This window comes from Phreatobacter oligotrophus (assembly GCF_003046185.1).
In the GTDB taxonomy this organism is placed as follows: domain Bacteria; phylum Pseudomonadota; class Alphaproteobacteria; order Rhizobiales; family Phreatobacteraceae; genus Phreatobacter; species Phreatobacter oligotrophus.
Genome location: NZ_PZZL01000002.1, coordinates 638,969 through 662,607, shown reverse-complemented (window position 1 = coordinate 662,607; position 23,639 = coordinate 638,969). Strand labels below are relative to the sequence as shown.

24 protein-coding genes are annotated in these 23,639 nt (G+C 69.4%); 13 read left to right on the top strand and 11 right to left on the bottom strand.

Annotated elements, in window-relative coordinates:
- The first annotated feature begins 1,074 nt into the window (after positions 1–1,074).
- Positions 1,075–1,338 (top strand): hypothetical protein, encoded by a 264-nt coding sequence (locus tag C8P69_RS07135; protein ID WP_108175466.1) that lies wholly within the window; start codon positions 1,075–1,077, stop codon positions 1,336–1,338.
- Between the two features lie 22 nt (positions 1,339–1,360).
- Here the strand turns inward: C8P69_RS07135 and C8P69_RS07130 are convergent, their stop codons facing one another.
- From C8P69_RS07130 to C8P69_RS07095, 9 genes are all read right to left on the bottom strand, one after another.
- Positions 1,361–1,648 carry a hypothetical protein gene (locus tag C8P69_RS07130; RefSeq protein ID WP_108175464.1) on the bottom strand — a complete coding sequence of 96 codons (288 nt, stop codon included), beginning with the start codon at positions 1,646–1,648 and terminating at the stop codon, positions 1,361–1,363.
- 3 nt (positions 1,649–1,651) lie between these two features.
- Entirely contained in the window at positions 1,652–2,140 is a 489-nt protein-coding gene (locus tag C8P69_RS07125; RefSeq protein WP_108175462.1) for a hypothetical protein, read from the bottom strand.
- Between the two features lie 340 nt (positions 2,141–2,480).
- Complete coding sequence (gene rplS / locus C8P69_RS07120; protein WP_108175460.1) at positions 2,481–2,855, bottom strand: 50S ribosomal protein L19; 375 nt, start codon at positions 2,853–2,855, stop codon at positions 2,481–2,483.
- 365 nt (positions 2,856–3,220) lie between these two features.
- Positions 3,221–3,907, bottom strand: coding sequence for a tRNA (guanosine(37)-N1)-methyltransferase TrmD (trmD, locus tag C8P69_RS07115; RefSeq protein WP_108175458.1), 687 nt, complete (start codon positions 3,905–3,907; stop codon positions 3,221–3,223).
- A gap of 6 nt (positions 3,908–3,913) precedes the next feature.
- Positions 3,914–4,450: a ribosome maturation factor RimM gene (gene rimM, locus C8P69_RS07110; protein WP_108175456.1), complete on the bottom strand. Its 537-nt coding sequence runs from the start codon at positions 4,448–4,450 to the stop codon at positions 3,914–3,916.
- 142 nt (positions 4,451–4,592) lie between these two features.
- Entirely contained in the window at positions 4,593–4,943 is a 351-nt protein-coding gene (rpsP, locus tag C8P69_RS07105; RefSeq protein ID WP_108175454.1) for a 30S ribosomal protein S16, read from the bottom strand.
- 45 nt (positions 4,944–4,988) lie between these two features.
- Complete coding sequence (ffh, locus tag C8P69_RS07100) at positions 4,989–6,524, bottom strand: signal recognition particle protein (protein WP_108175452.1); 1,536 nt, start codon at positions 6,522–6,524, stop codon at positions 4,989–4,991.
- Positions 6,525–6,746: 222 nt separating this feature from the next.
- On the bottom strand, positions 6,747–7,226 hold the full coding sequence (locus C8P69_RS23465; protein WP_146167298.1) for a hypothetical protein: 480 nt from the start codon (positions 7,224–7,226) through the stop codon (positions 6,747–6,749).
- A 112-nt stretch (positions 7,227–7,338) separates the two neighbouring features.
- The gene (locus tag C8P69_RS07095) at positions 7,339–7,704 is read right to left on the bottom strand and encodes a hypothetical protein (RefSeq protein ID WP_146167297.1); all 366 of its coding nucleotides are present in this window, start codon (positions 7,702–7,704) and stop codon (positions 7,339–7,341) included.
- A 116-nt stretch (positions 7,705–7,820) separates the two neighbouring features.
- Here C8P69_RS07095 and C8P69_RS07090 point away from each other — a divergent pair, with 116 nt between their 5' ends.
- Both C8P69_RS07090 and C8P69_RS07085 read left to right on the top strand, forming a co-directional pair.
- Positions 7,821–8,513 carry a DUF2161 domain-containing phosphodiesterase gene (locus tag C8P69_RS07090; RefSeq protein ID WP_108175591.1) on the top strand — a complete coding sequence of 231 codons (693 nt, stop codon included), beginning with the start codon at positions 7,821–7,823 and terminating at the stop codon, positions 8,511–8,513.
- Between the two features lie 100 nt (positions 8,514–8,613).
- On the top strand, positions 8,614–8,892 hold the full coding sequence (locus C8P69_RS07085) for a PepSY domain-containing protein (protein WP_108175448.1): 279 nt from the start codon (positions 8,614–8,616) through the stop codon (positions 8,890–8,892).
- 4 nt (positions 8,893–8,896) lie between these two features.
- Here the strand turns inward: C8P69_RS07085 and C8P69_RS07080 are convergent, their stop codons facing one another.
- Positions 8,897–9,310 carry a hypothetical protein gene (locus C8P69_RS07080; RefSeq protein ID WP_108175446.1) on the bottom strand — a complete coding sequence of 138 codons (414 nt, stop codon included), beginning with the start codon at positions 9,308–9,310 and terminating at the stop codon, positions 8,897–8,899.
- 125 nt (positions 9,311–9,435) lie between these two features.
- On the opposite strand from C8P69_RS07080, the gene C8P69_RS07075 reads away from it, so the two are divergent.
- The 9 genes from C8P69_RS07075 (at position 9,436) to C8P69_RS07035 (ending at position 20,878) form a co-directional block, all read left to right on the top strand.
- Positions 9,436–10,362: a polyprenyl synthetase family protein gene (locus C8P69_RS07075; protein WP_108175444.1), complete on the top strand. Its 927-nt coding sequence runs from the start codon at positions 9,436–9,438 to the stop codon at positions 10,360–10,362.
- A 91-nt stretch (positions 10,363–10,453) separates the two neighbouring features.
- The gene (locus C8P69_RS07070; RefSeq protein WP_108175442.1) at positions 10,454–11,986 is read left to right on the top strand and encodes an ABC transporter substrate-binding protein; all 1,533 of its coding nucleotides are present in this window, start codon (positions 10,454–10,456) and stop codon (positions 11,984–11,986) included.
- A 62-nt stretch (positions 11,987–12,048) separates the two neighbouring features.
- The gene (locus C8P69_RS07065; protein ID WP_108175440.1) at positions 12,049–12,966 is read left to right on the top strand and encodes an ABC transporter permease; all 918 of its coding nucleotides are present in this window, start codon (positions 12,049–12,051) and stop codon (positions 12,964–12,966) included.
- Between the two features lies 1 nt (position 12,967).
- Positions 12,968–13,861 carry an ABC transporter permease gene (locus tag C8P69_RS07060; protein WP_245901902.1) on the top strand — a complete coding sequence of 298 codons (894 nt, stop codon included), beginning with the start codon at positions 12,968–12,970 and terminating at the stop codon, positions 13,859–13,861.
- A 98-nt stretch (positions 13,862–13,959) separates the two neighbouring features.
- Positions 13,960–15,354 (top strand): M20 family metallopeptidase, encoded by a 1,395-nt coding sequence (locus C8P69_RS07055; protein ID WP_108175436.1) that lies wholly within the window; start codon positions 13,960–13,962, stop codon positions 15,352–15,354.
- A gap of 14 nt (positions 15,355–15,368) precedes the next feature.
- Positions 15,369–16,619 carry an NAD(P)/FAD-dependent oxidoreductase gene (locus C8P69_RS07050; protein WP_108175434.1) on the top strand — a complete coding sequence of 417 codons (1,251 nt, stop codon included), beginning with the start codon at positions 15,369–15,371 and terminating at the stop codon, positions 16,617–16,619.
- A 117-nt stretch (positions 16,620–16,736) separates the two neighbouring features.
- Positions 16,737–17,723: a TAXI family TRAP transporter solute-binding subunit gene (locus C8P69_RS07045; RefSeq protein WP_108175432.1), complete on the top strand. Its 987-nt coding sequence runs from the start codon at positions 16,737–16,739 to the stop codon at positions 17,721–17,723.
- 81 nt (positions 17,724–17,804) lie between these two features.
- Positions 17,805–19,766: a TRAP transporter permease gene (locus tag C8P69_RS07040; protein WP_108175430.1), complete on the top strand. Its 1,962-nt coding sequence runs from the start codon at positions 17,805–17,807 to the stop codon at positions 19,764–19,766.
- On the top strand, positions 19,763–20,878 hold the full coding sequence (locus C8P69_RS07035) for an enolase C-terminal domain-like protein (RefSeq protein ID WP_108175428.1): 1,116 nt from the start codon (positions 19,763–19,765) through the stop codon (positions 20,876–20,878). The genes C8P69_RS07040 and C8P69_RS07035 overlap by 4 nt, the downstream gene beginning before the upstream one ends.
- 58 nt (positions 20,879–20,936) lie before the next feature.
- Here C8P69_RS07035 and typA read toward each other — a convergent pair whose 3' ends face one another.
- On the bottom strand, positions 20,937–22,757 hold the full coding sequence (gene typA, locus C8P69_RS07030) for a translational GTPase TypA (protein ID WP_108175426.1): 1,821 nt from the start codon (positions 22,755–22,757) through the stop codon (positions 20,937–20,939).
- 507 nt (positions 22,758–23,264) lie between these two features.
- Here typA and C8P69_RS07025 point away from each other — a divergent pair.
- Positions 23,265–23,618 carry a hypothetical protein gene (locus tag C8P69_RS07025; protein WP_108175424.1) on the top strand — a complete coding sequence of 118 codons (354 nt, stop codon included), beginning with the start codon at positions 23,265–23,267 and terminating at the stop codon, positions 23,616–23,618.
- Positions 23,619–23,639 lie beyond the last annotated feature (21 nt).

Genomic DNA, 23,639 nt, shown 5'->3' with positions numbered 1-23,639 from the left:
CTCCGCCCAACCCCCTGACCTCCCGCGCCTTTCCGCGCCGCCGCCCTCCCGCGCCCCGCAAACTTATCCCCACCCGCCAAACCTGCCGCATGCTTCCCGCACCTTCTGCCTCGTCGAGGCATCGTCCGGTGGTGCGGGCGATGGGGCGGAGGGGCGGTTCCGTCGCGCCGCGGGTCACCAGCCCGCGCGCGGGGGCGTCGCCGGGAGCACCGCCCCTTCGGGCCCCTGAGGCGCTGCCGCGCCGGGGGTGACCGTTGCGCGAGGAGCATCGCTAGGCGGGCGAGCAGGACCGGCGGGGCGTCAGCCTCGCCGGGGGCGGGGAGGCGGGCAACCGCCTTGTCCGTCCGGCACGGACCGTCGGGAGCCCAGGCCTCCCCCGTCGGTCGGCCCGGGAGGCGGCAGGGGCGAGCCCATGGCTCACTGGCCCCGCCCTCCTGAACCGCTCGCCCCGGACGCGCGGCCCGGATGACGACAAAAGCCGCGGTGAAGCGCCGTGAGGCGCGCCGGCTCGCGTGGGGGTCGTTTCCTGGGGTAAGGCCGGATGCTTTATCCGGGCCACCACCCGGATGCTTGATCCGGGCCACCCAACGAATTCCACGCGAGCCGGCGGGCTTCGGCATCGAAGTCCGGGCCCGCGGGGTGACCTGCGGGGCCAGGAGGCGCGTTCGCCTCCGCGCCTGACGGCGCTTCACCCCTCGCGCTTCCGACGGGAGCGCGGGGACCTGAGACGGGCAAACCCCGGCCTTCAAGGCGCGGGACCGGAGAGGCTTGGGCGGAGGGATGGCACCGACTTCAGGATCAGAACGGCAGACCCGGCAGGCCGCCTCACCTCCCCCCGGCGGGGGGAGGTCGACGCGCGCAGCGCGGCGGGAGAGGGGGAGCCTTCGCGGGGCCGGCCAAGCCCCCTCTCCCGGCCTGCGGCCGACCTCTCCCCGCCGGGGAGAGGTGGGATTTGCGCCTCGCCGGGCCGACGCCGCGGCCCGTCCCCCTCACCCGCCCGCTGGCGCGGGCACCCTTTCCCACGAGGGGAGAGGGTTTCCTGCGCCTGCCCGTGAGAACCTCCAGGAGGAGCCCATGACCCCCGACGAGCAGCGCGCCGTGCGCCGTCATCTCCACAGCGCCGAGGGCGCGCATCGCCTCTGCCGCCGCAAGGCCTGCCGCCGCGCCCGCTCCTGCCGGCTCGCCGATACCTGCGCCAGCCGGCTCTATGGGACCGGGGCCTGGCCCGGGGACGGCGAGCTCATGGCTTGTCGCCTCTCCTATCTGCTGGAGCTCGGCCGCCATTGGGACAAGCTGCCCCGCGCCCCCCACGCAAAACGGGGCCCGAAGGCCCCGTGACAGCACGTCTGTGCGCCTCGCCCTACGGGACGCGCGTCCGGCGCGTCACCGCGAAGTCGAGATTGCTCAGCGACAGGTCCATCGCCTGGCCCGCCGCATTGGTGGTGCGGCAGGACCAGCGGCCATCGGCCAGCGCCAGCGTGGTGCAGGGCGCAAAGCCCTCCGCCTTCAGCGCCAGGGCGATCATCCGCACCTCCTCGGAGGTGGCGGCGCGCGCCGGCAGGTCGTCGGCCAGCGCAGGGAGAGGATCAGCGGCGGCGAGGGCGGCGAGCAGGGCGAGGCTGCGCAGGGTCGCGGGACAGGCGCCCATGGCTCAGGCGCCCCGGCCGGGAACCGGCTCCAGCTCGCCCTCGCTGGCGATGCGCTCGAAGCTCTCGTCGGGGCTGCGGATGCGATACTGCATCCCGCCATTCTCGGAGGGGCGCAGGGCGATGACCTCGAAGGGCGCGGCCGGCGGCCGGCGCGAGCCATAGGGGATGACGAGCTTGACCATCGTGCCGACGGGATAGCGCGGGCCGGCGACGACGCTCACCGCATCGGTGGTGGTCCAGTCGTGGTCGCAGGCCGAGCAATGCCAGTCGTGCTCGATGGCGCGGGCGGTGCGGTTTCGCGAGCGCACCGGGGCGATGGGCAGCGGGCTGCCGCAGGCCGGGCAGCCGCCGGTGCGGTCGCCGGCGCCGGTCGGGACGACGCGGACCTTGCCGGTGGCAGGGGCCGCGGCGACGGGATGGAAGAGCGCCTCGGCGGCGCGCCATTGCTGGCGCTGGACGGCGGCGGGGCGGTGCTGGGTGGTCGTGGCCATGGGAAACCTTTCGCGCCGGGGCGCGGGACGAGGGCGCTCCGCTGCCGGGGGATCCGGCGGCAGGCGGGAGGCGATGCGGGCTGTCGGGCGTCGGGCCGGGCGCGTGAGGCGCGGGGCGTCGGGCGGCGAGAAACCGGTCGGGCGGTCCTGCGGCACGCGAAAGACGCGGGACTGGGCGGCAGGGGGACGGCGGGGCGGGCCCACGCGTCGCAGGCGGCATCATGCGCCCTCGCGCCGCTTTCTCCTAGCGATTGTTTTGGGGGCGGCCGGGAGAGGGGCCCCGGAACGCAAAACGGGGCCCGAGGGCCCCGTTCCGGAAATCAGCGCGGGCGCGAAGGCCTCACTCCTTGTCGGAGCGGTCCTGGCGCTCGGCGATACGGGCCGACTTGCCGCGGCGATCGCGCAGGTAATAGAGCTTCGCGCGACGGACCTTGCCGCGGCGGACCAGCTTGATCGAGTCGATCGACGGGGAGTGCACCGGGAAGACGCGCTCGACGCCCTCGCCATAGGAGATCTTGCGGACGGTGAAGCTCTCCATCAGGCCGCCGCCGGAGCGGGCGATGCAGACGCCCTCATAGGCCTGGACGCGGGTGCGGTCGCCTTCGCGGACCTTCACGTTGACGATGACGGTGTCGCCGGGGGCGAATTCGGGGATCTTCTTCTCGCCGAGGACGCGGGCGGCTTCTTCAGCCTCGAGGGTCTGGATGAGGTTCATCGGGTCAATCCTTGTGGCCGGGCTTGGCCGGCATCTTGTTGGTCTTGGTTCCGAGGATGGGCTTGGGATGCAGGCCCGCCGGAAGGCGGCTCGATAGTCGAAATGGGAGGGATTGTCACGCGGATTCTGACGCGAGGGGAGGGATTAGGAGAAGACTTGGGTCCCTGAGTTTCCTGACCCGTCATGCCCGGGCAAAGGCGGCCTTTGGCCGCCGTCATGTGTGAGGAACGCTGAGGCGGAGCCTCGGCTATGCCGGGCATCCACGACTTGACCACTGCCGTCTCAAGTCGTGGATGCCCGCCACAAGGGCGGGCATGACGCGGAGAGGGCGCAGGCTTCTCGACCAGGGCCCGCCGGCGCTGGCCTCAACCCTGCTTCTTCGCCCAGAGGTCCGGCCGGCGCTCCCGCGTGATCCGCTCGGCCTCGGCCCGCCGCCACTTCGCAATCTTGGCATGGTCGCCGGAGACCAGAACCTCGGGGATCGGCCGTCCCTCGAAGAGCTGCGGGCGGGTGTAGTGCGGATATTCGAGCAGGCCGGTCTCGAAGCTCTCCTCCGAGCCGCTCTCGGCATGGCCCATGACGCCGGGGAGGAGCCGCACCACGGCGTCGAGCAGCACCAGCGCGCCGAGCTCGCCGCCGGAGAGGATGTAGTCGCCGATGGAGACTTCCTGGAGCCCACGGGCCTCGATGACGCGCTCGTCGACGCCCTCGAACCGGCCGCAGAGGATCACCGCGCCGGGGCCCGCCGCAAGTTCGCGCACTTGGGTCTGGGTGAGGGGCCGCCCGCGCGGCGACATGAAGAGCCGGGGCCGCGGGTCGCCCTCGGGGGAGGCGTGGTCGATGGCGCGGGCCACCACGTCGGCCTTCATCACCATGCCGGGCCCGCCGCCCGCCGGCGTGTCGTCCACGGCGCGGTGCTTGCCGGTGGCGAAGTCACGCAGGAGGTGGGTCTCGAGGGCCCAGGCCTCGCCCAGCGCCCGCCCTGCCAGCGACAGGCCGAGGGGCCCTGGGAACATCTCGGGGAAGAGCGTGATGACCGAGGCGCGGAACATGGCGCCTCAGTCGCGGTCTTCGGGGTCGCGCGGCGTATCCTCGAGCAGGCCCGGCGGCGGGTCGATGACGAGCTTGCCCGCCGCGATGTCCACCACCGGCACCACCGCCTTGGTGAAGGGGATCATCACCGCCTTCTGGCCCTTGCGCGCCACGTCGATGACGTCGCCCGCGCCGAAGTCGAAGATCGCCGTCACCGTGCCGACGGCCTCGCCGGCGGTGGTCTCGACCTTCAGGCCGATGAGGTCGGCGTGGAGGAACTCGTCCTCGCCGTCCGCGGGCGGGATGCGGTCACGCGGCACGAAGAGCTGGAGATTGGTCACCGCCTCCGCCGCGTCGCGGTCCTTGAGCTCGGCGACGCGGGCGATCAGCACCTCGCCGGCGGGCCGCAGCGACTGGATGGTGAACAGGCGGCCGTCGCGGGACTGCAGCGGCGAGTAGTCGCCGATGGCGGCGGGGTCCTGGGTGTAGGACTTGACGCGCACCTCGCCGCGCACCCCGTGCGGGGCGCCGAACTTGGCGACGAGGACGAGGTCGGTGGACATGGGGCCTCGGTGAGATGGGCTGTGATGAGGCGGGGATGCGTCCTTCGGCGCCCGTCGCACGCGGCGGGCCTCGAAGGACGCAAGCGCCCTCCGCGATGGCGGAGGGCGGGAGCCGGCGAGGTCGCCCCCGCCGGCGGGATCATCAGGCCTCGGCGGACTCGCCGGCCTTCTGGGCCTTCGCGGCGGCACGCTCCTCGGCGCGCTTGCCGGGCTTCGCCTTCTCCGGGTTGTTGCGCGGGGCGCGCTTCAGCAGGCCCTCGGCGTCGAAGAAGCGGGCGACGCGGTCGGTCGCCTGCGCGCCCTTGGCGAGCCAGGCCTTGGCGGCCTCGACGTCGATCTCGTAGCGCTTCTGGTCCTTGCCGAGCATCGGGTTGTAGGTGCCGATCTTCTCGATGAAGCGGCCGTCGCGCGGGGCGCGGGCGTCGGCAACGACGATCTGGTAGAACGGGCGCTTCTTGGTGCCGCGGCGGGCGAGGCGGATCTTGAGCGACATGGGATACTCCGGTGGGTCGTTCGTGATGGGAGGGTGAGGGGCCGGCTATTTCTTCTTGCCGAAGGGGAAGCCGGGAAGGCCGGGAAGCTTGGGGCCGCCGCCAAGGCCGGGGAAACCCGGGGGCAGTCCGCCCGGCATTCCGGGAGGCAGCGACGGCATCTTGTCGGGCAGCCCGCCGGGCATCTTCTGCTGAAGCTCGGCGAGCATTTCCGGCGTCGGCTGCGGCATGCCGCCGCCGAGCCCGAACATGTTGGCGAGGCCCGCCATGGGGCCGCGCTTTCCCTGGGCGCCGCCCATGGCCTTCATCATGTCGGCCATGCCACGGTGCATCTTCAGGAGCTTGTTGACGTCCTCCGGCTGGGTGCCGGAGCCGCGGGCGATGCGACGGCGACGCTTGCCGTCGATCTCCTTGGGGTTGCGGCGCTCCCAGGGGGTCATGGCGTGGATGATGGCGCGCTGGCGCTTGATCACCTTGTCGTCCATGGCGCCGGAGATCTGCTTCTGCATGTTCTTGACGCCGGGCAGCATGCCCATCAGGCCCTGCATGCCGCCGATCTTCAGCATCTGGTCGAGCTGGTCGCCGAGGTCGTCCAGGTTGAACTGGCCCGACTGCATGCGCTTGGCGATCGCCATGCCCTTTTCGGCATCGATCGATTCCGCGGCCTTCTCGACGAGCGAGACGATGTCGCCCATGCCGAGGATGCGGCCGGCGATGCGCTGGGGATGGAAGTCCTCGAGGCCATCCATCTTCTCGGAGGTGCCGAGCAGCTTGATCGGCTTGCCGGTGACGGCGCGCATGGAGAGCGCCGCGCCACCACGGCCGTCGCCGTCGACGCGGGTGAGCACGACGCCGGTGACATTGACGCGGCCGGTGAAGGAGCGGGCAACGTTGACGGCGTCCTGACCGGTGAGGCTGTCGACGACCAGCAGCGTCTCGTGCGGCCGGGCGACCTTCTCGACCTCGGCCACCTCGATCATGAGGGCCTCGTCGACATGGGTGCGGCCGGCCGTGTCGAGCATGACGACGTCGAAGCCGCCGAGGCGGCCCGCCTCGATGGCGCGGCGGGCGATCTGCACCGGCGTCTGGCCGGCGACGATGGGAAGGGTCTCGACGCCGATCTGCTTGCCGAGGACGGCAAGCTGCTCCATCGCCGCGGGGCGACGGGTGTCGAGGGAGGCCATCAGCACCTTCTTCTTCTGCTTGTCGAAGAGGCGCTTGGCGATCTTGGCGGTGGTGGTGGTCTTGCCCGAGCCCTGCAGGCCGACCATCAGGATGGGCACCGGCGGCACGGCCTGGAGGTCGATGGCGACGCCCTCGGAGCCGAGCGTGTCGACGAGCGTGTCGTGGACGATCTTCACGACCATCTGGCCGGGGGTCACCGACTTGATGACTTCGGCGCCGATGGCGCGGTCACGCACCTTGTCGGTGAAGGAGCGCACGACCTCGAGCGCGACATCCGCCTCGAGCAGGGCGCGGCGCACCTCGCGCATCGCCTCCTGGACGTCGGCTTCGCTCAGCGCGCCGCGGCCCTTGAGGCGGTCGAGGATGCCGGACAGTCGTGTCGACAGGCCTTCGAACATGATCGCTCCAACCAGCATTTCCGGGGGACCCCGAAAATGGTCCCGGGCACCGCGGACCGCAACGCATTTAGCGCCCGAGGGCGCATCCTGCGCTGTCGGGCGGGAGCCTCCGGGGTCTGGCCCCGGTCGGCAGGCTGGGTCTCGGATGAACGAGAGTGCGGTGGCGATAGAGCGGCAGGCGCGGAAAGTCAAGGAAAGGGCAGGAGATCGGCCGGTCAGCCGTCAATCGTCTGACGGATCCCAAGCGTAGCCCTCGTCAACGCTTGCGAACTGACGGATCAGCGGCTCGTCAAAGCCGAACGTCTCGTAGCAGTAGTCATTGCCAGGGAAACAAAAATGACGGGGAGGCCGGCGAGCCCTAATCTCCGGGTTCCGGAGCATCGGATGATGACCCGGGATCGCAGCAATCAATCGCGATGAGTGGGCATGTCTGATGTAGGTGGGTTGCCACCCATCGCCGTGGCCTGCGGTCGAATACAGCATCTCTTCGACGGCCAGATAAATGTCGCACAAGATGGAGATGCCAAAAGCGGGCGCTACCGGATGTGCGAGCCCGGTTGCATGGATAGACGAGCCGATATTGTCGATGACCAGGAGATGGAGCTTGCCCTCTGATTGTCCCTTGTTGATCGCAAACGGATCTCTAATCCCGTCAATGATCGAGGGATAAGGCTGCCATTGGAGATGTGGATCTGGGAACATGAGATCCGATGTATCTGACCGACGGAACTGCGATAGACATAGGTGAGGCGGATGAAGAACACGTAAGTCTTTCTTCAGCCAAGACCGCGTGACATGGCGCCTTATCTCCAGTTCACCCGCCGATGCCGTGATCGAGCATCCGCCCCGTCAGCCTCTCGTAGCCCGCGCGGCACGACTCCGAGCCCGGGCACGTGGCGACAACGATCATCGGTATCACCACCAGAACGCCCGCGGCCAGCACGGCCGCGGCGAGGCCGATGCGGCTCGTGCGCGGCCTGAGGATCGCAAGGCCAGCGATCACCAGCGCCTGCACGACGCAGAGCGCCAGGAGCCATCGCCTGAGGCCCACGGTCTCCTGCTCCCAGACGGTGAGGTGACCGTCGGGGAAGCCGACCATGGCGAGGCTCGACCATTCGGCGAGCGCGAGGACGAGGCAGGCGAATGCCCAGAGGAGGGCGAGGATGCGGGTGAATGTCATGGCGCCCTTCTGCCCCGCTCGCGCTGCCGGCATTTGTCACGGCGCGGTTGCCTGTCCGATCATCCGGAAAGATTCGGCGCGCAAGCCAGCAAAGCGCCGGGCCGATGGAAGCCGCCTTGGAAACCTCGCTTTACCTGCCCGTCAAAACCTATCTGGAAGGCCTCGGCTTCACCGTGAAGGGCGAGGTGATGGGCTGCGACCTCGTCGCGCTCTCGGACGGCGAGCCGGTGGCGGTGGTGATCGGCGAGCTCAAGCAGAGCTTCACCCTCGACCTCGTGCTGCAGGCGGTGGACCGCGCAGCGGCGGCCGACGAGGTCTGGCTGGCGGTCAAGGCCTCGACCCGCGGCAAGGGCCGCGAGCGCGACCGGCGGGTGCTGAAACTCTGCCGGCTCTGCGGCTTCGGGCTCCTGACCGTGCTGCCCATGGGCGGCGTCGAGGTGCTGGTGGAGCCGGTGCCCTGGTCGCCGCGCCGCGATGCCAAGCGCCGCTCGCGCCTTGTTGCCGAACACCGCCGCCGCCGCGGCGATCCGGCGACCGGGGGCTCCACCCGCAAGCCGATCATGACCGCCTATCGCCAGCGCACGCTGGCCATGGCGCAGGCGCTGTCCGGCGGGCCACAGCGACCGCGCGACCTGAAAGACCTGGCCCCGGACGCGCCGGCCATCCTCACCCGCAACGTCTATGGCTGGTTCGAGCGCGTCGACCGCGGCCTCTATGGTCTCTCGGCGGCCGGCCACGAGGCGCTGGCGGCCTGGCGCGCCCACCCTTCGGCCGCCGGCCTGTTCGAGGCTGCGGCCGAGCCGCTCTGACCCTCGGCGCCCACGCCATCGTGTTCACCCGTGATTGGCCGCGACCGGACCCGCATGGGCTGTTCGGCGTTGTCTTGCCGTGACCGAAAGGAGGCTTCCGATGTTCAACGCCCTGACCCGCACCGCCCTTTTGGCTTTTGCGGTCTCGCTGTCGCCGATGCTTCCAGCCGGAGCGGAGACCGACCGGCCCGTGACCGCTGAGGAGATGCGCCAGATCGAGGCAGTCCTGCGGCGGGAGGGCTTCACCCAATGGAAGAAGGTCGAATTCGACGATGGCCGTTTCGAGGTGGACGACGCCGTAGCTGCTGACGGCCGTCGTTACGACGTCAAACTCTCTGGCGTGGATTTCACCATTGTCGCGCGCGACCCGGAGGATTGAGGCCTCAGCCGCGCCGGCAGACCTGGGCGAGATCGGCGAAGCTCCTGGCGATGGCCTCTTCCGAGCGGGCGATCATCCGCCGTCCGCCGGCGCTGACGCAGTCCCAGCGGAAGCCGGCGCGCCGGGCGAGCGAGCGGCGGAACTCCGCGGCCAGCACATTCATGCTTTGCGGCGAGACGCAGCCGGCCGCGGTGCGCCGGAACCGCGCCTCGAGGCGTGGCGGCCGCCCGCAGGCCTTCAGGAAGGTTTCCAGCAGTGCATAGGAATCAACGCGCCGCATCACCTCGCCGCGCTGGTGCTCGGTGAGCATGTCGAGGCTGTAGCCGCCCGACTGGGCCGCGGCGGGGGTCGTCGCGACAGGCGCGAGCGCGAGGAGGCCGGCGAGACAGGCGATGGGGAGGAGGGAGAATCGGCGCATGACGGGGGACGAACGAGGCAGCGGTACTCTAGCGCCGCCGTGCCCCTCGGCAAGCTGCCGACTTGACGCGAGCCCGCCCCTCCGCCACGCCTCGCAGGGTCCGCATTCAGTCCATCGGCTCGCCCATGTCCTCATCCCTTCTCGACCAGCGCCTCGCCGCCGCCGCGCGCCTCGTCGAGGCCGAGCTCGAACGCCTGCTCGCCGATGCGCTTCAGCCGGACGAGCTCGACCGGCCGCAGCGGCTGCTGGCCGCCATGCGCCATGCGGTCCTGGCCGGCGGCAAGCGGCTGCGGCCCTTCCTCGTCATCGAGAGCGCCGCGCTCTTTGGCGTCGCGCCCGAGAAGGCCGTCGCGGCCGCCGCGGCGCTGGAACTCGTCCATTGCTACTCGCTCGTCCATGACGACCTGCCGGCCATGGACGACGACGACCTGCGCCGTGGCCGGCCGACCGTCCACCGCGCCTATGACGAGGCGACCGCCATCCTCGTCGGCGATGCGCTGCAGACGCTCGCCTTCGAGGTCATGGGCGGCGCCTCCCATGACGATCCGGCTGTCAGGGCCGAACTCACGGTGCTGCTCGCCCGCGCCTCGGGGCTCGGCGGCATGGCCGGCGGGCAGATGCTGGACCTCGCGGCGGAAGGCCGTTTCGACGGCGGCGCGCCGCTGGTCCTCGCCGAGGCCGAGATCCGCCGCCTTCAGGCGATGAAGACTGGCGCGCTCATCCGCGTCGCCTGCCTTGCCGGCGCCGTGCTCGGCCGGGCGGATGCGGCGAAGCGGCAGGCCCTCGTTGCCTATGGCGAGACGATCGGCCTCGCCTTCCAGATTGCCGACGACCTCATCGACCTCGAAGGCGATGCGGCCCGCGCCGGCAAGGCTACCGGCAAGGACGCCGCGAAGGGCAAGGGCACCCTCGTTTCGCTGCGTGGCGCCGACTGGGCCCGCGACGAACTGACGCGCCTCGTCGCCGCGGCCGCGACCCATCTCGCGCCCTTCGGCAGCGCTGCCGCGACACTGGACGCCACCGCGCGCTTCATTGCCGAACGCGAGGTGTGAGGCGGGCGGCAGCCTCCCGCCCGATTGCCTTGACTCGCCTGTGGCACATCACCAGCATCGCCGCTTCTTTTTGCGGCCAGGGGTTTGGGCGATGCAATTTTTCTCCACACGGCGGGTTTTGGCGGCTGTTGTCGGTCTCGCTCTGGCGCTGGGTCTGGGCTCCGCTGCCGAAGCCCAGAAGCGGCAGAACACCATCCGCTTCGCCTATGACCAGGTGCCGGAGAACATCGACCCCTATTTCAACAATGTCCGCATCGGCGTCATCATCGCCCATCAGGTCTGGGACACGCTGATCTACCGCGATCCCAAGACCAACGAATACAAGGGCCAGCTCGCCACCGCCTGGCGCTGGATCGACGAGAAGACCCTCGAACTCGACCTGCGTCGTGGCGTGAAGTTCCACAACGGCGCCGAGTTCACCGCCGACGACGTGGTCTTCACGCTGAACTTCGTGGCGAACCCCGCCAACCGCTCCACCACCCAGTCCAACGTCAACTGGATCGACCGCGTCGAGAAGATCGACGCCCACAAGGTCCGCATCATCACCAAGCGGCCCTTCCCGGCGGCGATCGAATATCTCGCCGGGCCCATCGTCATCCACCCCGCGGCCTACTACCAGCAGGTGGGGCCGAAGGGCATGAACGAGAAGCCGGTGGGCTCCGGGCCCTACCGCGTCGTTGACCATCAGATCGGCCGCTCCGTCACCCTGCAGCGCAATCCCGACTATTTCCGCGACGGCCCGAAGCCGCAGCCGCAGATCGAGCGCATCGTCATCCGCTTCATCCCCGACCGGCAGACGCAGGTCGCCGAGATGCTGTCGGGCGGCCTCGACTTCATCATGAACATCGCGCCCGACCAGGCGCAGCAGATGCGCGCCGTGCCGACGCTGCAGATCGTCTCCGGCGGCACGATGCGCATCGTGTTCCTGAACTTCGCCACCACCGAGAACTCGCCGGCGCCGCAGCTGCGCGATCTGCGCGTGCGCCGCGCCATCGCCCATGCCATCGACCGGCAGACCATGGCGCGTCAGCTCGTCGGCGAGGGCTCGCAGGTCATCAACGCCATCTGCTTCCCCTCGCAGTTCGGCTGCGATGCCTCGCAGGCACCCGTCTACGAGTACGACCCTGGCAAGGCACGCGCTCTCCTCGCCGAGGCCGGCTTCCCCAATGGCTTCGACATCGACCTGCACTCCTACCGCGAGCGCAACCAGGCCGAGGCGATGATCAACTATCTGCGCGCCGTCGGCATCCGCGCCACCCTGCGCTTCGGCCAGTACGCGGCGATGCGCGAGCAGATCCGCGCCAACCGCGCCGGCATGGCCCACCAGACCTGGGGCTCGTTCTCGATCAACGACACCTCGGCCTCGACGCCGGTCTATTACAAGGGTCTCGACGACGACATCTCGCGCGATCCGAAGGTCATCGAGCTGCTCGAGCGCGGCGACACCGTCACTGATCCGCAGCAGCGCATCGCCGCCTATCGCGAGGCCCACAGGATCATCGGCGAGCAGGTCTATTCGGTGCCGCTCTACAACCTCGTGACCTTCTACGCCGCCTCGCGCGACCTCGAATTCGCCGCCTATCCGGACGAGCTGCCGCGCTTCTGGGAGATGCGCTGGAAGTGAGGCCTTGATCCGGCCGTGGCGGCAGCGCCCCGGCCGGATCGGCAATCCCGGGGCCCGCATCCATGTTCACCTACACGCTCAAGCGCCTCGCCCTCGCCGCCCTCGTGGCGCTGACGGTTTCGGCGCTCTCCTTCGTGCTGCTGCGCCTGTCCGGCGACGTCGCCATCGCCATCGCCGGCGAGGGCGCCCGCGCCGAGGACATCGCCGCCGTGCGCCAGCAATACGGCCTCGATCGGCCGCTCATCATCCAGTACCTCGACTGGCTCGGCCGCACCCTTACCGGCGATTTCGGCCAGTCGCTCTATTTCCGCACGCCCGTCTTCGGGCTCATCGTCGACAAGATCCAGACGACGCTGATCCTCGCCCTCGCGGCGATCCTCTTCGCGCTGTCGCTCTCCATCCCCCTCGGGGTCATGGCGGCGGTCTGGCAGAACTCCTGGATCGACCGGCTCTGCCTCTGGATCGCCGTGGCGGGACAGGCGCTGCCCAATTTCTTCTTCGCGCTCTGCCTCATCATGGTCTTCTCCATCGGCCTCGGCTGGCTGCCGGTCTCCGGCACCGATGGCTGGGAGAATTTCATCATGCCGACGGTGGCGCTCGGCTACTACGTGACGCCGCCCTTCATGCGCCTTGTCCGCGCCGGCATGATCGAGGTGCTGAACGCCGACTATATCCGCACGGCGCGCGCCAAGGGCCTGCCGTCCTCGACGGTCATCATCCGCCACGGCCTGCGCAACGCCCTGGTGCCGGTGGTGGCGCTCACCGCCGTCCAGCTCGGCTTCCTGCTCGGCGGCTCCATCGTCATCGAGACGGTCTTCGCCCTCGACGGCCTCGGCTACCTCGCCTACCAGGCCATCGCCCAGAAGGACTTTCCGGTGATCCAGGCGGTGCTGATGCTGCTCTCGGTCGGCTATGTCGTGCTGACGCTTGCGGCCGACCTCGTCAATGCGTGGATCGACCCCAGGATCCGGGTGGGCTGACATGAGCGACATCGTCCAGATCCCCCCGGTCGTCGCCGCCGTCGCCCCGTCGCGCTTCCGCCGCCGCGTGCTGAAGCACAAGGGCCTGCTGATCGGCTCGGGCATCTTCGCCATCATCGTGCTCATGGCCCTGCTGGCGCCCTTCGTGTCGCCGCACGACCCCTATGCCCAGGACCTCACCAACCGCCTCGTGCCACCCGTCTGGTACGAGCGCGGCAGCTGGCTCCATCCGCTCGGCACCGACAATCTCGGCCGCGACTATCTCTCGCGCATGCTCTACGGCGCGCAGATCTCGCTGCTCATCGGCATGTCGGTGATGGTGATCTCCGGCCTGATCGGCACGGCCCTCGGCCTCGCGGCGGGCTATTTCGGCGGTCGCATCGACCTGATCGTCACCTTCGTCATCACCACGCGCCTGGCTCTGCCCGTGGTGCTGGTGGCGCTCGCCGTGGTGGCGATGGTCGGCGGTACGCTCGGCATCGTCATCGCCGTGCTGGGACTCCTCAAATGGGACCGCTTCGCCGTCGTCATGCGCTCGGCGACGCAACAGGTGCGCTCGCTCGACTATGTGGAGGCAGCACGTGCGTCGGGCGCGAGCCAGCTGCGCATCATCCTGCGCGAGGTGCTGCCCAACGTGCTGCCGCATCTCATCGTCGTCGGCACGGTCGAGGCGGCGAGCGCCATCCTGCTGGAGGCGGCGCTCTCCTTCCTCGGTCTCGGCGTCCAACCGCCGCTGCCCTCCTGGGGGCTGATGATCTCGGAAGCGAAGAACTTCATGTTCTTCTCCTTCTGGCTCATCGCCATCCCCGGCTCGGCGCTCGCCCTCCTGGTGCTAGCCATCAACATGATCGGCGACGGCCTGCGCGACGTGACGGCCCCCGACAGCCGGTCGTGATCGCGCCCTGCCGCGCATGACACACATTCCACACCGCCGTGGCGAAACCGCGCCGCGGCGGTAATCTGCCGCTGCTATCCCTCGCGAAGAGCTTTGCCATGACCCGCGCCGCCGCCGTTGCCGCCGCCCACCAGATGTTCGACGACGGCAGCCTCAAGGCGATCTTCGCCCGCCGCATCGCGATCCCCACCGAGAGCCAGAACCCCGCCCGCGCGCCGGACCTCGCCCGCTACCTCACGGCGGAGATGCAGCCCTCGCTGGAATCGATGGGCTTCACCTGCCGCATCCTCACCCATCCCAACGCCAAGGGGCCCTTCCTCCTCGCCGAGCGGATCGAGGACCCGGCCCTCGTCACCGTGCTCGGCTATGGCCATGGCGACGTCATTGCCGGCCTCGAGGGCCAGTGGAAGGACGGCCGCGACCCCTGGACGCTCGATGACACGGGCGAGCGCTGGTACGGCCGCGGCGTCGTCGACAACAAGGGCCAGCACGCCATCAACATCGAGGCGCTGCGCTGCGTGCTGAAGACGCGCGGCAAGCTCGGCTTCAACGTCCGCTACCTCATCGAGATGGGCGAGGAGGTCGGCTCCGCCGGCCTCCACGATCTGGCCCGCGACAACCGCGAGCTCTTCCTCGCTGACCTGCTGATCGGCTCGGACGGCCCGCGCATGACCGCCGAACGCCCGACGCTCTGCCTCGGCTCGCGCGGCGGCTACCGCATCGACCTCGAGATCAAGGCGCGCGAGGGCGGCCACCATTCCGGCAACTGGGGCGGCCTCCTGTCGAACCCCGGCGTGCGCCTCGCCCACGCTATCTCCACCATCATCGGCCCGACCGGCCAGGTCCGCGTCCACGAACTCCTGCCGAAGGAGATGCCGGAATCGGTGAAGCGCGCGCTGTCCGACATCGAGCCGGCGAGCATTCCCGGCGGGCCGCAGATCGACCCCTGGTGGGGCGAGCCGGGCTTCACCCCGGCCGAGAAGGTCTATGGCTGGAACACCTTCGAGGTGCTGGCCTTCGGCTGCGGCGACATCGGCAATCCGCAGAATGCCGTGCCGCCCTCGGCCAAGGCGGTCTGCCAGATCCGCACCGTCGTCGGGTCCGAGCCCGAGGGCTTCATCCCCGCCATCAAGCGGCACCTCATCCGCCACGGCTTCCCCGATGTCGAGGTCTCCTCCGGCCGCGACGCCTCCTTCAAGGCGACCCGCACCGACCCCGACCATCCCTGGGTGCGCTGGGCCGCGGCCTCCATCGCCGAGACCACCGGCAAGAAGCCGGCGGTCATCCCCAATGCCGGCGGTTCCCTGCCGAACGACGTCTTCGCCGAGATCATCGGCATGCCGACGATCTGGGTGCCGCATTCCTATCCCGGCTGCTCCCAGCACGCCCCGAACGAGCATGTACCCTCGGCGCTGGTGCGCGAGGCCATCGGTCTCATGGCCGGCCTCTACTGGGACCTCGGCGAGGGCAAGCATCCGCCGCTGGCGCGCTGAGGGAGGCGAGGGCGATGACGCAGGAGCGGGTCGACGTCGCCATCGTTGGCGGCGGCATGGTCGGCATGGCGACAGCGCTTGCCTGCCGCGAACGCGGGCTGTCGGTCACCGTCGTCGATCCCGGCGGCATCCGCGAGGCGGCGAGCTACGGCAATGCTGGCGTCATCTCGCGCGGCTCGATCATTCCTGTCGCCGGTCCTGGCATCCTCAAGAAACTGCCGCGCTATGCGCTGAACCGCGAAGTCGCCATGCGGGTCGACTACGGTTCGCTGCTGGCCGTGGCGCCCTGGCTCATCGCCTTCCTGCGCCGCTGCAATGAGGCCTCCCTCCGCGAGGCCGCCGCCGCCCTCGACCCGCTCTGCGCGGCTGCCTATGACGAGCACTGGCGCATTGCCGGCGAGATCGGCGCCCGGGACCTGATCCAGCGCCGCGGCTGGGTGAAGCTCTATCGCAGCGACGCCGCCTTCGAGGGCTCCGCCCTGGAGCGCGAGCTTCTCAGCCACCACAAGATCGCCTTCGAGGTGATCGATGGCGCCGAGTTGCCGCAGTTCGAGCCGGCGCTGAAGCGGCGCTATGCGAAGGCGGTCTGGCATACCGAGACCGGATCGGTCCGCGATCCCGGCGGGCTGGTGCAGGCCTATGAGGCCGCCGCCCGCCACCGCGGCGTCACCATCCTCGCCGGCCGCGCCCGCACGGTGGTGGACGATGCGGAGGGCGCCCGCATCGATCTGGAGGGCGGCGGTGCGGTCACGGCCCGCACGGTCGTCATCGCCGCGGGAGCTGCCGCCCATGACCTCACCCGCACCATGGGCTACCGGCTGCCGCTGGCCGCCGAGCGCGGCTATCACCGCCACTTCGTCGATGCCGGCGAGCACAAGCTCTCAAGGCCCATCCACGACACCGGCGGCTCCTATGTCGTCTCGCCGATGAATGCCGGTCTGAGGCTTCTCTCCGGCGTCGAGCTCGCCCGCCGCGATGCGCCGCCGAACCTCACCCAGATCACCGCCGTCGAGGCCGACGCCCGCCAGACCCTCGCCATGGGCGAGACGGTGGAAGAGACGGCCTGGCACGGGTCCCGCCCCTCGACGCCGGACGGGCTACCGGTTATCGGCCGCGCGCCGCGGCACCGCAACGTCGTCTTCGCCTTCGGCCATGGCCATATCGGCCTGTCCACAGGCCCGATCACTGGGCGCCTCGTCGCCGAGATCGTCATCGGCGCGCCGGTGAGCTTGCCCATCGCGCCCTTCTCGCCGGGCCGGTTCTAGAGGTTTCCGCGCGTTGCGTTCCTGTTGCCCGCCAATCGCCCGTTGCCAGCGACCGGCAGCTGGATACAGTTGGGATACAGGCGGGCGAGACGACCCGCGGACCAGAGGTGTGAGACCATGTTCAAGCGAATGATCGCAGCGGCCGGCATGGCCGCGGCTCTGGTGGCGGGTGCCATGGCACCGGCGACCGCGCAGACCGTCGAGTGGCGCGGCGGATCCATCGGCGGCGGCTGGTACACGATCGTGTCGGGTGCCGCCAAGCTGCTCGAGGACAAGGTCCCGGGGCTCACCATCAAGGCGGTGCCCGGCGGCGGCGCGGCCAATCCGGTCGCCGTGCAGCAGGGGCAGGCGCAGCTCGCCATGTCCATCGACATCTTCGCGTCCATGGCGGCGACGGGCACCGGCACCTATCAGGGCCGTCCGCTGGCCGACAAGCTGCGCATGATCGGCCAGTCCTTCGGCGATACGCCCTATCATTTCATCCGCGCGCCGGGCCAGACCATGGACATTCCGACGCTGTTCCGCGAGGGGCGCAACATCCGCTTCGGCGGCGCCAACAACGGTGCGACCGACGAGATCGCCCTGCGCTGGCTGCTCGCCGTCTATGGCCAGACCTATGACAGCCTGCGGGCCCGCGGCTGGCGCTTCCAGCTCGCGGCCTACGGCGATCTCGCCAGCGCCTATCGCGACGGCCAGCTCGACTATGCCTTCTTCGCCCTCGGCCTGCCGGGCTCGGCCGTGGTCGACATGGCGACGGGCCGCGACGGCGAGCTTCTCGACATCCCGCAGGACGTGATGGACGCCTTCAAGCAGCGCCATGGCATGGGTTCCGGCGTCATCCCCGGCGGCACCTATCCGCGCTTCCACGGCAACCGCGAGGTCAAGACGCTGGTCATGGCGACGACGCTGGTCACCTCGACCGACGTCTCCGAGGACATCGTCTACAAGATCACCAAGGCCATCTGCGAGAACGTCGCCGAGCTGCCGCGCATCCACGGCTCCCTGAAGGACTATCGCTGCGAGACGGCCATCGCCAACCGTCCGGTGCCGGTCCATCCCGGTGCGCTGCGCTACTACCGCGAACGCGGCTGGGTGCAGGGCTGACGCCACGATCAGACAAGGCCCGGGCACCTGCCCGGGCCTTTCGCCTTTTGGGGCCTCATGGCCCGACTGGGATAATGCGCCATGCGTGACCTGAAAGGGCCGGTCTTCTGGCTCGCCGCGGCCGTTGCCGTGCTCGCCTCGCTCTTCCACCTGTGGACAGGTGGCTTCGGCTTCCTCGAACCGCGCGAGCAGAGGTCGATCCACCTCCTCATCCTGCTGCCGCTGGCCTTCATCCTCTATCCCGCAACGGAACGCTCGCCCAAGAACCGGCCGAGCCTCGTCGACTGGCTCCTGTCGGCTCTCGCCATCCTGCCGAGCTTCTATTCCTTCACCTGCGCCAATGGCGGGCCCTACTGCTCCTCGGTCATCAACCTGCGCTTCGAGACGGTCGATCCGGTCTCGCCCGTCGAGCTGGTCTTCGGCATCATCGCCATCGTCCTCGTCGTCGAGGCCTTGCGCCGCGCGGTGACGCCGGTCCTGGCCGGCCTCGTCAGCGTCGGCATCCTCTACCTCTTCGTCACCGAATACATGCCGGGCGTCCTGCATTTCCGCGACATTCCCGCGACGCAGATCGTCGAGACGATGTACCTGTTCAACTCGAACGGCATCTACGGCTCGATCACCGGCATCTCCGCCACGATGGTGGCGATGTTCATCATCTTCGGCGCCTTCATCGAGGGCTCCGGCGTCGGCATGCTCTTCCACAATCTCGGCATGAAGGTCGCGGGCCGGCAGGCCGGCGGTCCCGCCAAGGTCGAGGTCGTCTCCTCCGCCATGTTCGGCACGATCTCGGGATCATCGGTGGCCAATGTCTTCGCCACAGGCTCCTTCACCATCCCCGCCATGATCAAGCTTGGCTATCGCCGCCAGTTCGCGGCAGGCGTCGAGGCCGCCTCATCGGTCGGCGGCCAGATCATGCCGCCGGTCATGGGCGCGGGCGCCTTCATCATGGCCGAGATCACCAACATTCCCTACCAGACCATCGCCCTGGCGGCGATTGCCGGCTCGCTGCTCTACTTCTTCATGATCCTGGTCAGCGTGCATTTCGAGGCGCAGCGCCTGCGCCTCACCGGCTGCGATCCCGACGAAATCCCGGACTGGAGCGTGGTGGTGCGGGACCTCCACCTGCTCATCCCGGTCTTCGTCATGGTGGGCGCCATGGCGCTCGGCTATTCGCCGTCCTTCGCCGCCTTCTGGGGCATCGTCGCGGTGTGGCCGAGCTCATGGCTCAGGACGCACAGCCGGCTCTATCCCGCCGATATCCTGCGCATGCTGGCGACCGGCGGCCGCAACATGGTGGTCGTGGCGCTGGCCTGCGCCGGCGCGGGCATCTTCGTCGCCTGCCTCACCGTCACCGGCATGGTGATCTCCTTCTCCACCATCGTCACGGGCCTTGCCGGCAACAACCTCTACATCGCCGGCATCCTAATCGCGATCACCGTGCTGATCCTCGGCATGGGCGTGCCGACGACCGCCGCCTACATCATCGGCGCGGCGATCGGCGCGCCGATCCTCCAGCAGTTCGGCGTGCCGGTCCTCGCGGCCCACATGTTCGTCTTCTATTTCTCGATCCTCGCCGATGCGACGCCGCCGGTCTCGGTCGCCTCCTATGCGGCCGCCTCCATCGCCCGCTGCAGCCCCATGGCGGCAGGCGTTGTGGCCTTCCGCCTCGCCATTGCCGGCTTCGTGGTGGGCTTCTCCTACCTGCATTCCAGCGCGCTGCTGCTGCAGGACACCTGGCCGGAGATCATCGGCGAGTTCCTCGCCAATGCTCTCGGCCTGACGCTGCTGGCCGCAGGCTTCTTCGGCTTCTTCCGCGCGCCGTTGCCGATGCTGGTCCGCTTGCCGCTGATCCCGCTGGGCATCATGGCGACGCTCTTCGACCCCATTCCCGTCTGGTGGCGCGTCGCCATCGTCCTCGCGGTCTGCGTTGCTCTCTACCTCGCCCAGAAGGGCGCGGCCGAACGGGAGGACGGCGTCCTGGCGGGCGAGGCCGCCGCGAGGACCGAAGCAAGGCTCGCCCGGGAAACCGCCGCACCATGACCATCGATCGCATGCAGGTGCGGCTGACGCGCTGGCCGCTGAAGATGACGCGCAAGCATGGGGTCGGCGACGTCGCCGACACGCTGCCGGGCGTCGTCATCTCGCTCCACACCCGCGAAGGCCTCATCGGCTGGGGCGAGGCCGCGCCCTGGTCGGTCTTCTCCGGCACAGCCGAGGCGGCCGTCGCCGCCCTCGACGTCTATCTGCGGCCACTCGTCATTGGTCGCACCGCCGCCGACCGGCAGCGGATCATGGCGGAAGCCGACCGCGCGCTGGTCGGCCACCCCGAGGCCAAGATGGCCCTCGACATGGCGCTGCATGACCTCGCCGGCCAGCAGGCCGGGTTGCCTGTCGCCGAACTCCTCGGCGGCGTCGTCCGTGACAGCATTCCGCTGTCGGTCTCCATCGCCAATCCGGACTTCGATGCCGACCTCGATTTCGCCCGCGCCCGTCTCGCCGAGGGCGTCAGGCTCTTCAAGGTGAAGACCGGCTTCTCGACCCATGCGGAGGACATGAGCCGCCTCGAACGGCTTGCCGCCATCCTGCCCGCCGATGCGTCGCTGCGCATCGACTACAACCAGGGCCTGGCGGCGGTGGATGCCATCCGCACCCTGCGCGATGTCGAGGCCTTCCGCCCCGCCTTCATCGAGCAACCGGTGGCCCGCGACCGCCGCGACGCCATGGTGGAGATCACCCGCGCCATCGACACGCCCATCCTCGCCGACGAGAGCGTCTTCTCGCCGGAGGAGGCGGTGGACTGCGCCCGCGCCCGCTATGCCGACGCCATCTCGATCAAGCTGATGAAGGCCGGCTCCTTCGCCAAGGGGAAGGCCATCGCCGCCATTGCGAGCGCCGCCGGCATGCCCTGCTACGGCGGCACCATGTACGAGGCCGGCATCGCGCTGACCGCCGGCATCCATTTCGCCGCCTCGACGCCGGCCATGACGCTCGGCGCGGAGTACTACACCTCGGCCTTCGTGCTGGGGACGGAGATCCTGGAGACCCCCGTGCGCCTCGCCGACGGCGCCTCCTGGCTGCCGACAGGGCCTGGCCTCGGCATCGCCGTGGACGAGGCGGCGCTGACCAGCGCGACCGTGGAGGCGCGGGGCTAGGGTGAAACCAAAAAGGCCCGGCGATGCCGGGCCTTTCGGGTCATGCAGGCAAGAACCCTCAGACCATTTCCTTCGACTTCTCGGCGCGCTTGCGGTCGTTCGGGTCGAGATGGACCTTGCGGACGCGGATCGACTTCGGCGTCACCTCGACCAGTTCGTCGTCCTGGATCCAGGCCAGCGCCTTTTCCAGCGTCATGCGGATCGGCGGGGTGAGGCGCACCGCCTCGTCCTTCGACGTCGTCCGGATGTTGGTGAGCTTCTTGCCCTTCAGCACATTCACTTCGAGGTCGTTGTCGCGGTTGTGGATGCCGATGATCATGCCGCGATAGACCTTCACGCCGGGATCGATGATCATCGGCCCGCGGTCCTCGAGGTTCCACATCGCATAGGCCACGGCCTCGCCGATGTCGTTGGAGATGAGCACGCCGTTCACGCGGCCGGCGATCTCGCCCTTGTAGGGCTCATAGGCCTTGAACAGGCGGTTCATGATGGCCGTGCCGCGCGTGTCAGTGAGCAGCTCCGACTGGTAGCCGATGAGGCCGCGGGTCGGGGCGTGGAAGACGAGGCGCAGGCGGTTGCCGCCGGAGGGGCGCATCTCCACCATCTCGGCGCGGCGCTCGCTCATCTTCTGCACGACGACGCCGGAATGCTCCTCGTCGACGTCGATCAGCACCTCTTCCACCGGCTCCAGCGTCTCGCCGTCCTCGCCCTTCTGGAAAACAACCCGAGGCCGGGACACCGCAAGCTCGAAGCCCTCGCGGCGCATGGTCTCGATGAGGATGGCGAGCTGGAGTTCGCCGCGGCCGGAGACGAAGAACGAGTCCTTGTCGGCGCTCTCCTCGATGCGCAGCGTGACATTGCCCTCGGCCTCCTTGAACAGGCGGTCGCGGATCATGCGGCTCGTCACCTTGTCGCCCTCGGTGCCGGCGAGCGGGCTGTCGTTGACGATGAAGCTCATGGTGACGGTGGGCGGGTCGATCGGCTGGGCCTGGATCGCCTCCTCCACGCTCAGGTCGCAGAACGTGTCGGCGACCGAGCCCTTGGAGAGGCCCGCGATGGCGACGATGTCACCGGGGATGCCCTCCTCGATCGGCTGGCGCTCGATGCCGCGGAAGGCGAGGATCTTGGAGACGCGGCCGGTCTCGACCACCGAGCCGTCCCGCGCCAGCACCTTGATGGACTGGTTCGGCCGCACCGTGCCGGAGGAAATGCGCCCGGTGATCATGCGGCCGAGGAAGGGATTGGCCTCCAGCAGCGTGCCGAGCATGCGGAACGGACCGTCGCCGATATCCGGCTCCGGCACGTGGCGGAGAACGAGGTCGAAGAGCGGCGCGAGGCCCTGGTCGATCGGGCCCTCCGGCTTCTCGGCCATCCAGCCCTCGCGGCCGGACCCATAGAGGATCGGGAAGTCGAGCTGCTCGTCAGTGGCGTCGAGCGCTGCGAAGAGATCGAAGACCTCGTTGATGACCTCGACATGGCGGGCATCGGGGCGGTCGATCTTGTTGATGGCGACGATCGGCTTCAGGCCGATCTTCAGCGCCTTGCCGACGACGAACTTCGTCTGCGGCATCGGACCCTCGGCGGCGTCGACCAGCACGATGGCGCCGTCCACCATGGAGAGGATGCGCTCCACCTCGCCGCCGAAATCGGCGTGGCCGGGCGTGTCGACGATGTTGATGCGGGTGTCCTTCCAGACGACCGAGGTCGCCTTGGCGAGGATGGTGATGCCGCGCTCCTTCTCGAGGTCGTTGGAGTCCATGACGCGCTCGGCGACGCGCTGGTTCTCGCGGAACGAGCCGGATTGCTGCAGGAGCTTGTCGACGAGCGTGGTCTTGCCGTGGTCGACGTGGGCGATGATCGCGATGTTGCGCATGGTCATGGGGGTGGGCGTCCAGTCGGCCAATACAAAAAGGCGGGCAGCATGTGTCTGGCGGCCCGCGTGAACTCTGTTGCAGTGCATCTATAGGAGGTGGCTCTCCGGCGCAACGGCAGCGGCCGGCGCGGCAGGGCTTCGCCAGGCGCCGTCGCAAATTGCGAGACCTGTTGCGAAATGCGAGGCGCAAACGGCGAGAGGGCCGATGGGGCCAGGCGCACAGCCCACCACATCTGGGGGGTCGGGAGCGCCAGCGCCAACATGTGGTGGGCGCCAGCCGTGGCATCACCCGTGCAGGACAGAGAACGGTCCGGCATCAGGTTACGCGTCGCCGGGCCAATGGCTCGGACGGGAGGGGGCAGCGATCTGCGACCCCTTGAGAGCGGCCTCCTCCCCTCCACGCGCCTGCCGCCAATCGCGCGGACTATACGTTAAATCCCCCATGTCGCTGCGGCAGTTTGGCGCTACGGTCTGTTACGAACGTGCACCGGCCGGGGGAGCGGCTGTTCAGCCATGACCGACACCATCAAGCCGACCAACGACACACCCGCCGACGGGCCCGCCGAGACCGGTGCGCTCCTCGACCGCCGCCTGTTCTTCTTCAAGACGCTGGCCGGCGCCGCCACGGTGGTGATGCCCGTCGCCGTGGCGACCTCCCAGCCCGCCGAGGCCCAGCGCCTGCGCGTCACCGACAGCGACCCCTATGACCGCGAGGGCCGCGGACGCGGTCGCTTCGTGCGTCGTCGCGGCACCGACAACGATCCCTTCGATGATCCTGGCCGCGGCCGCGTGCGCACCTATCGCCGCAACGTCCGCGTGACCGACAACGATCCGCGCGATCGGCGGGGTCGTGGGCGCGGCTGGTAAGCCCGCCGGATCGATCCTCGC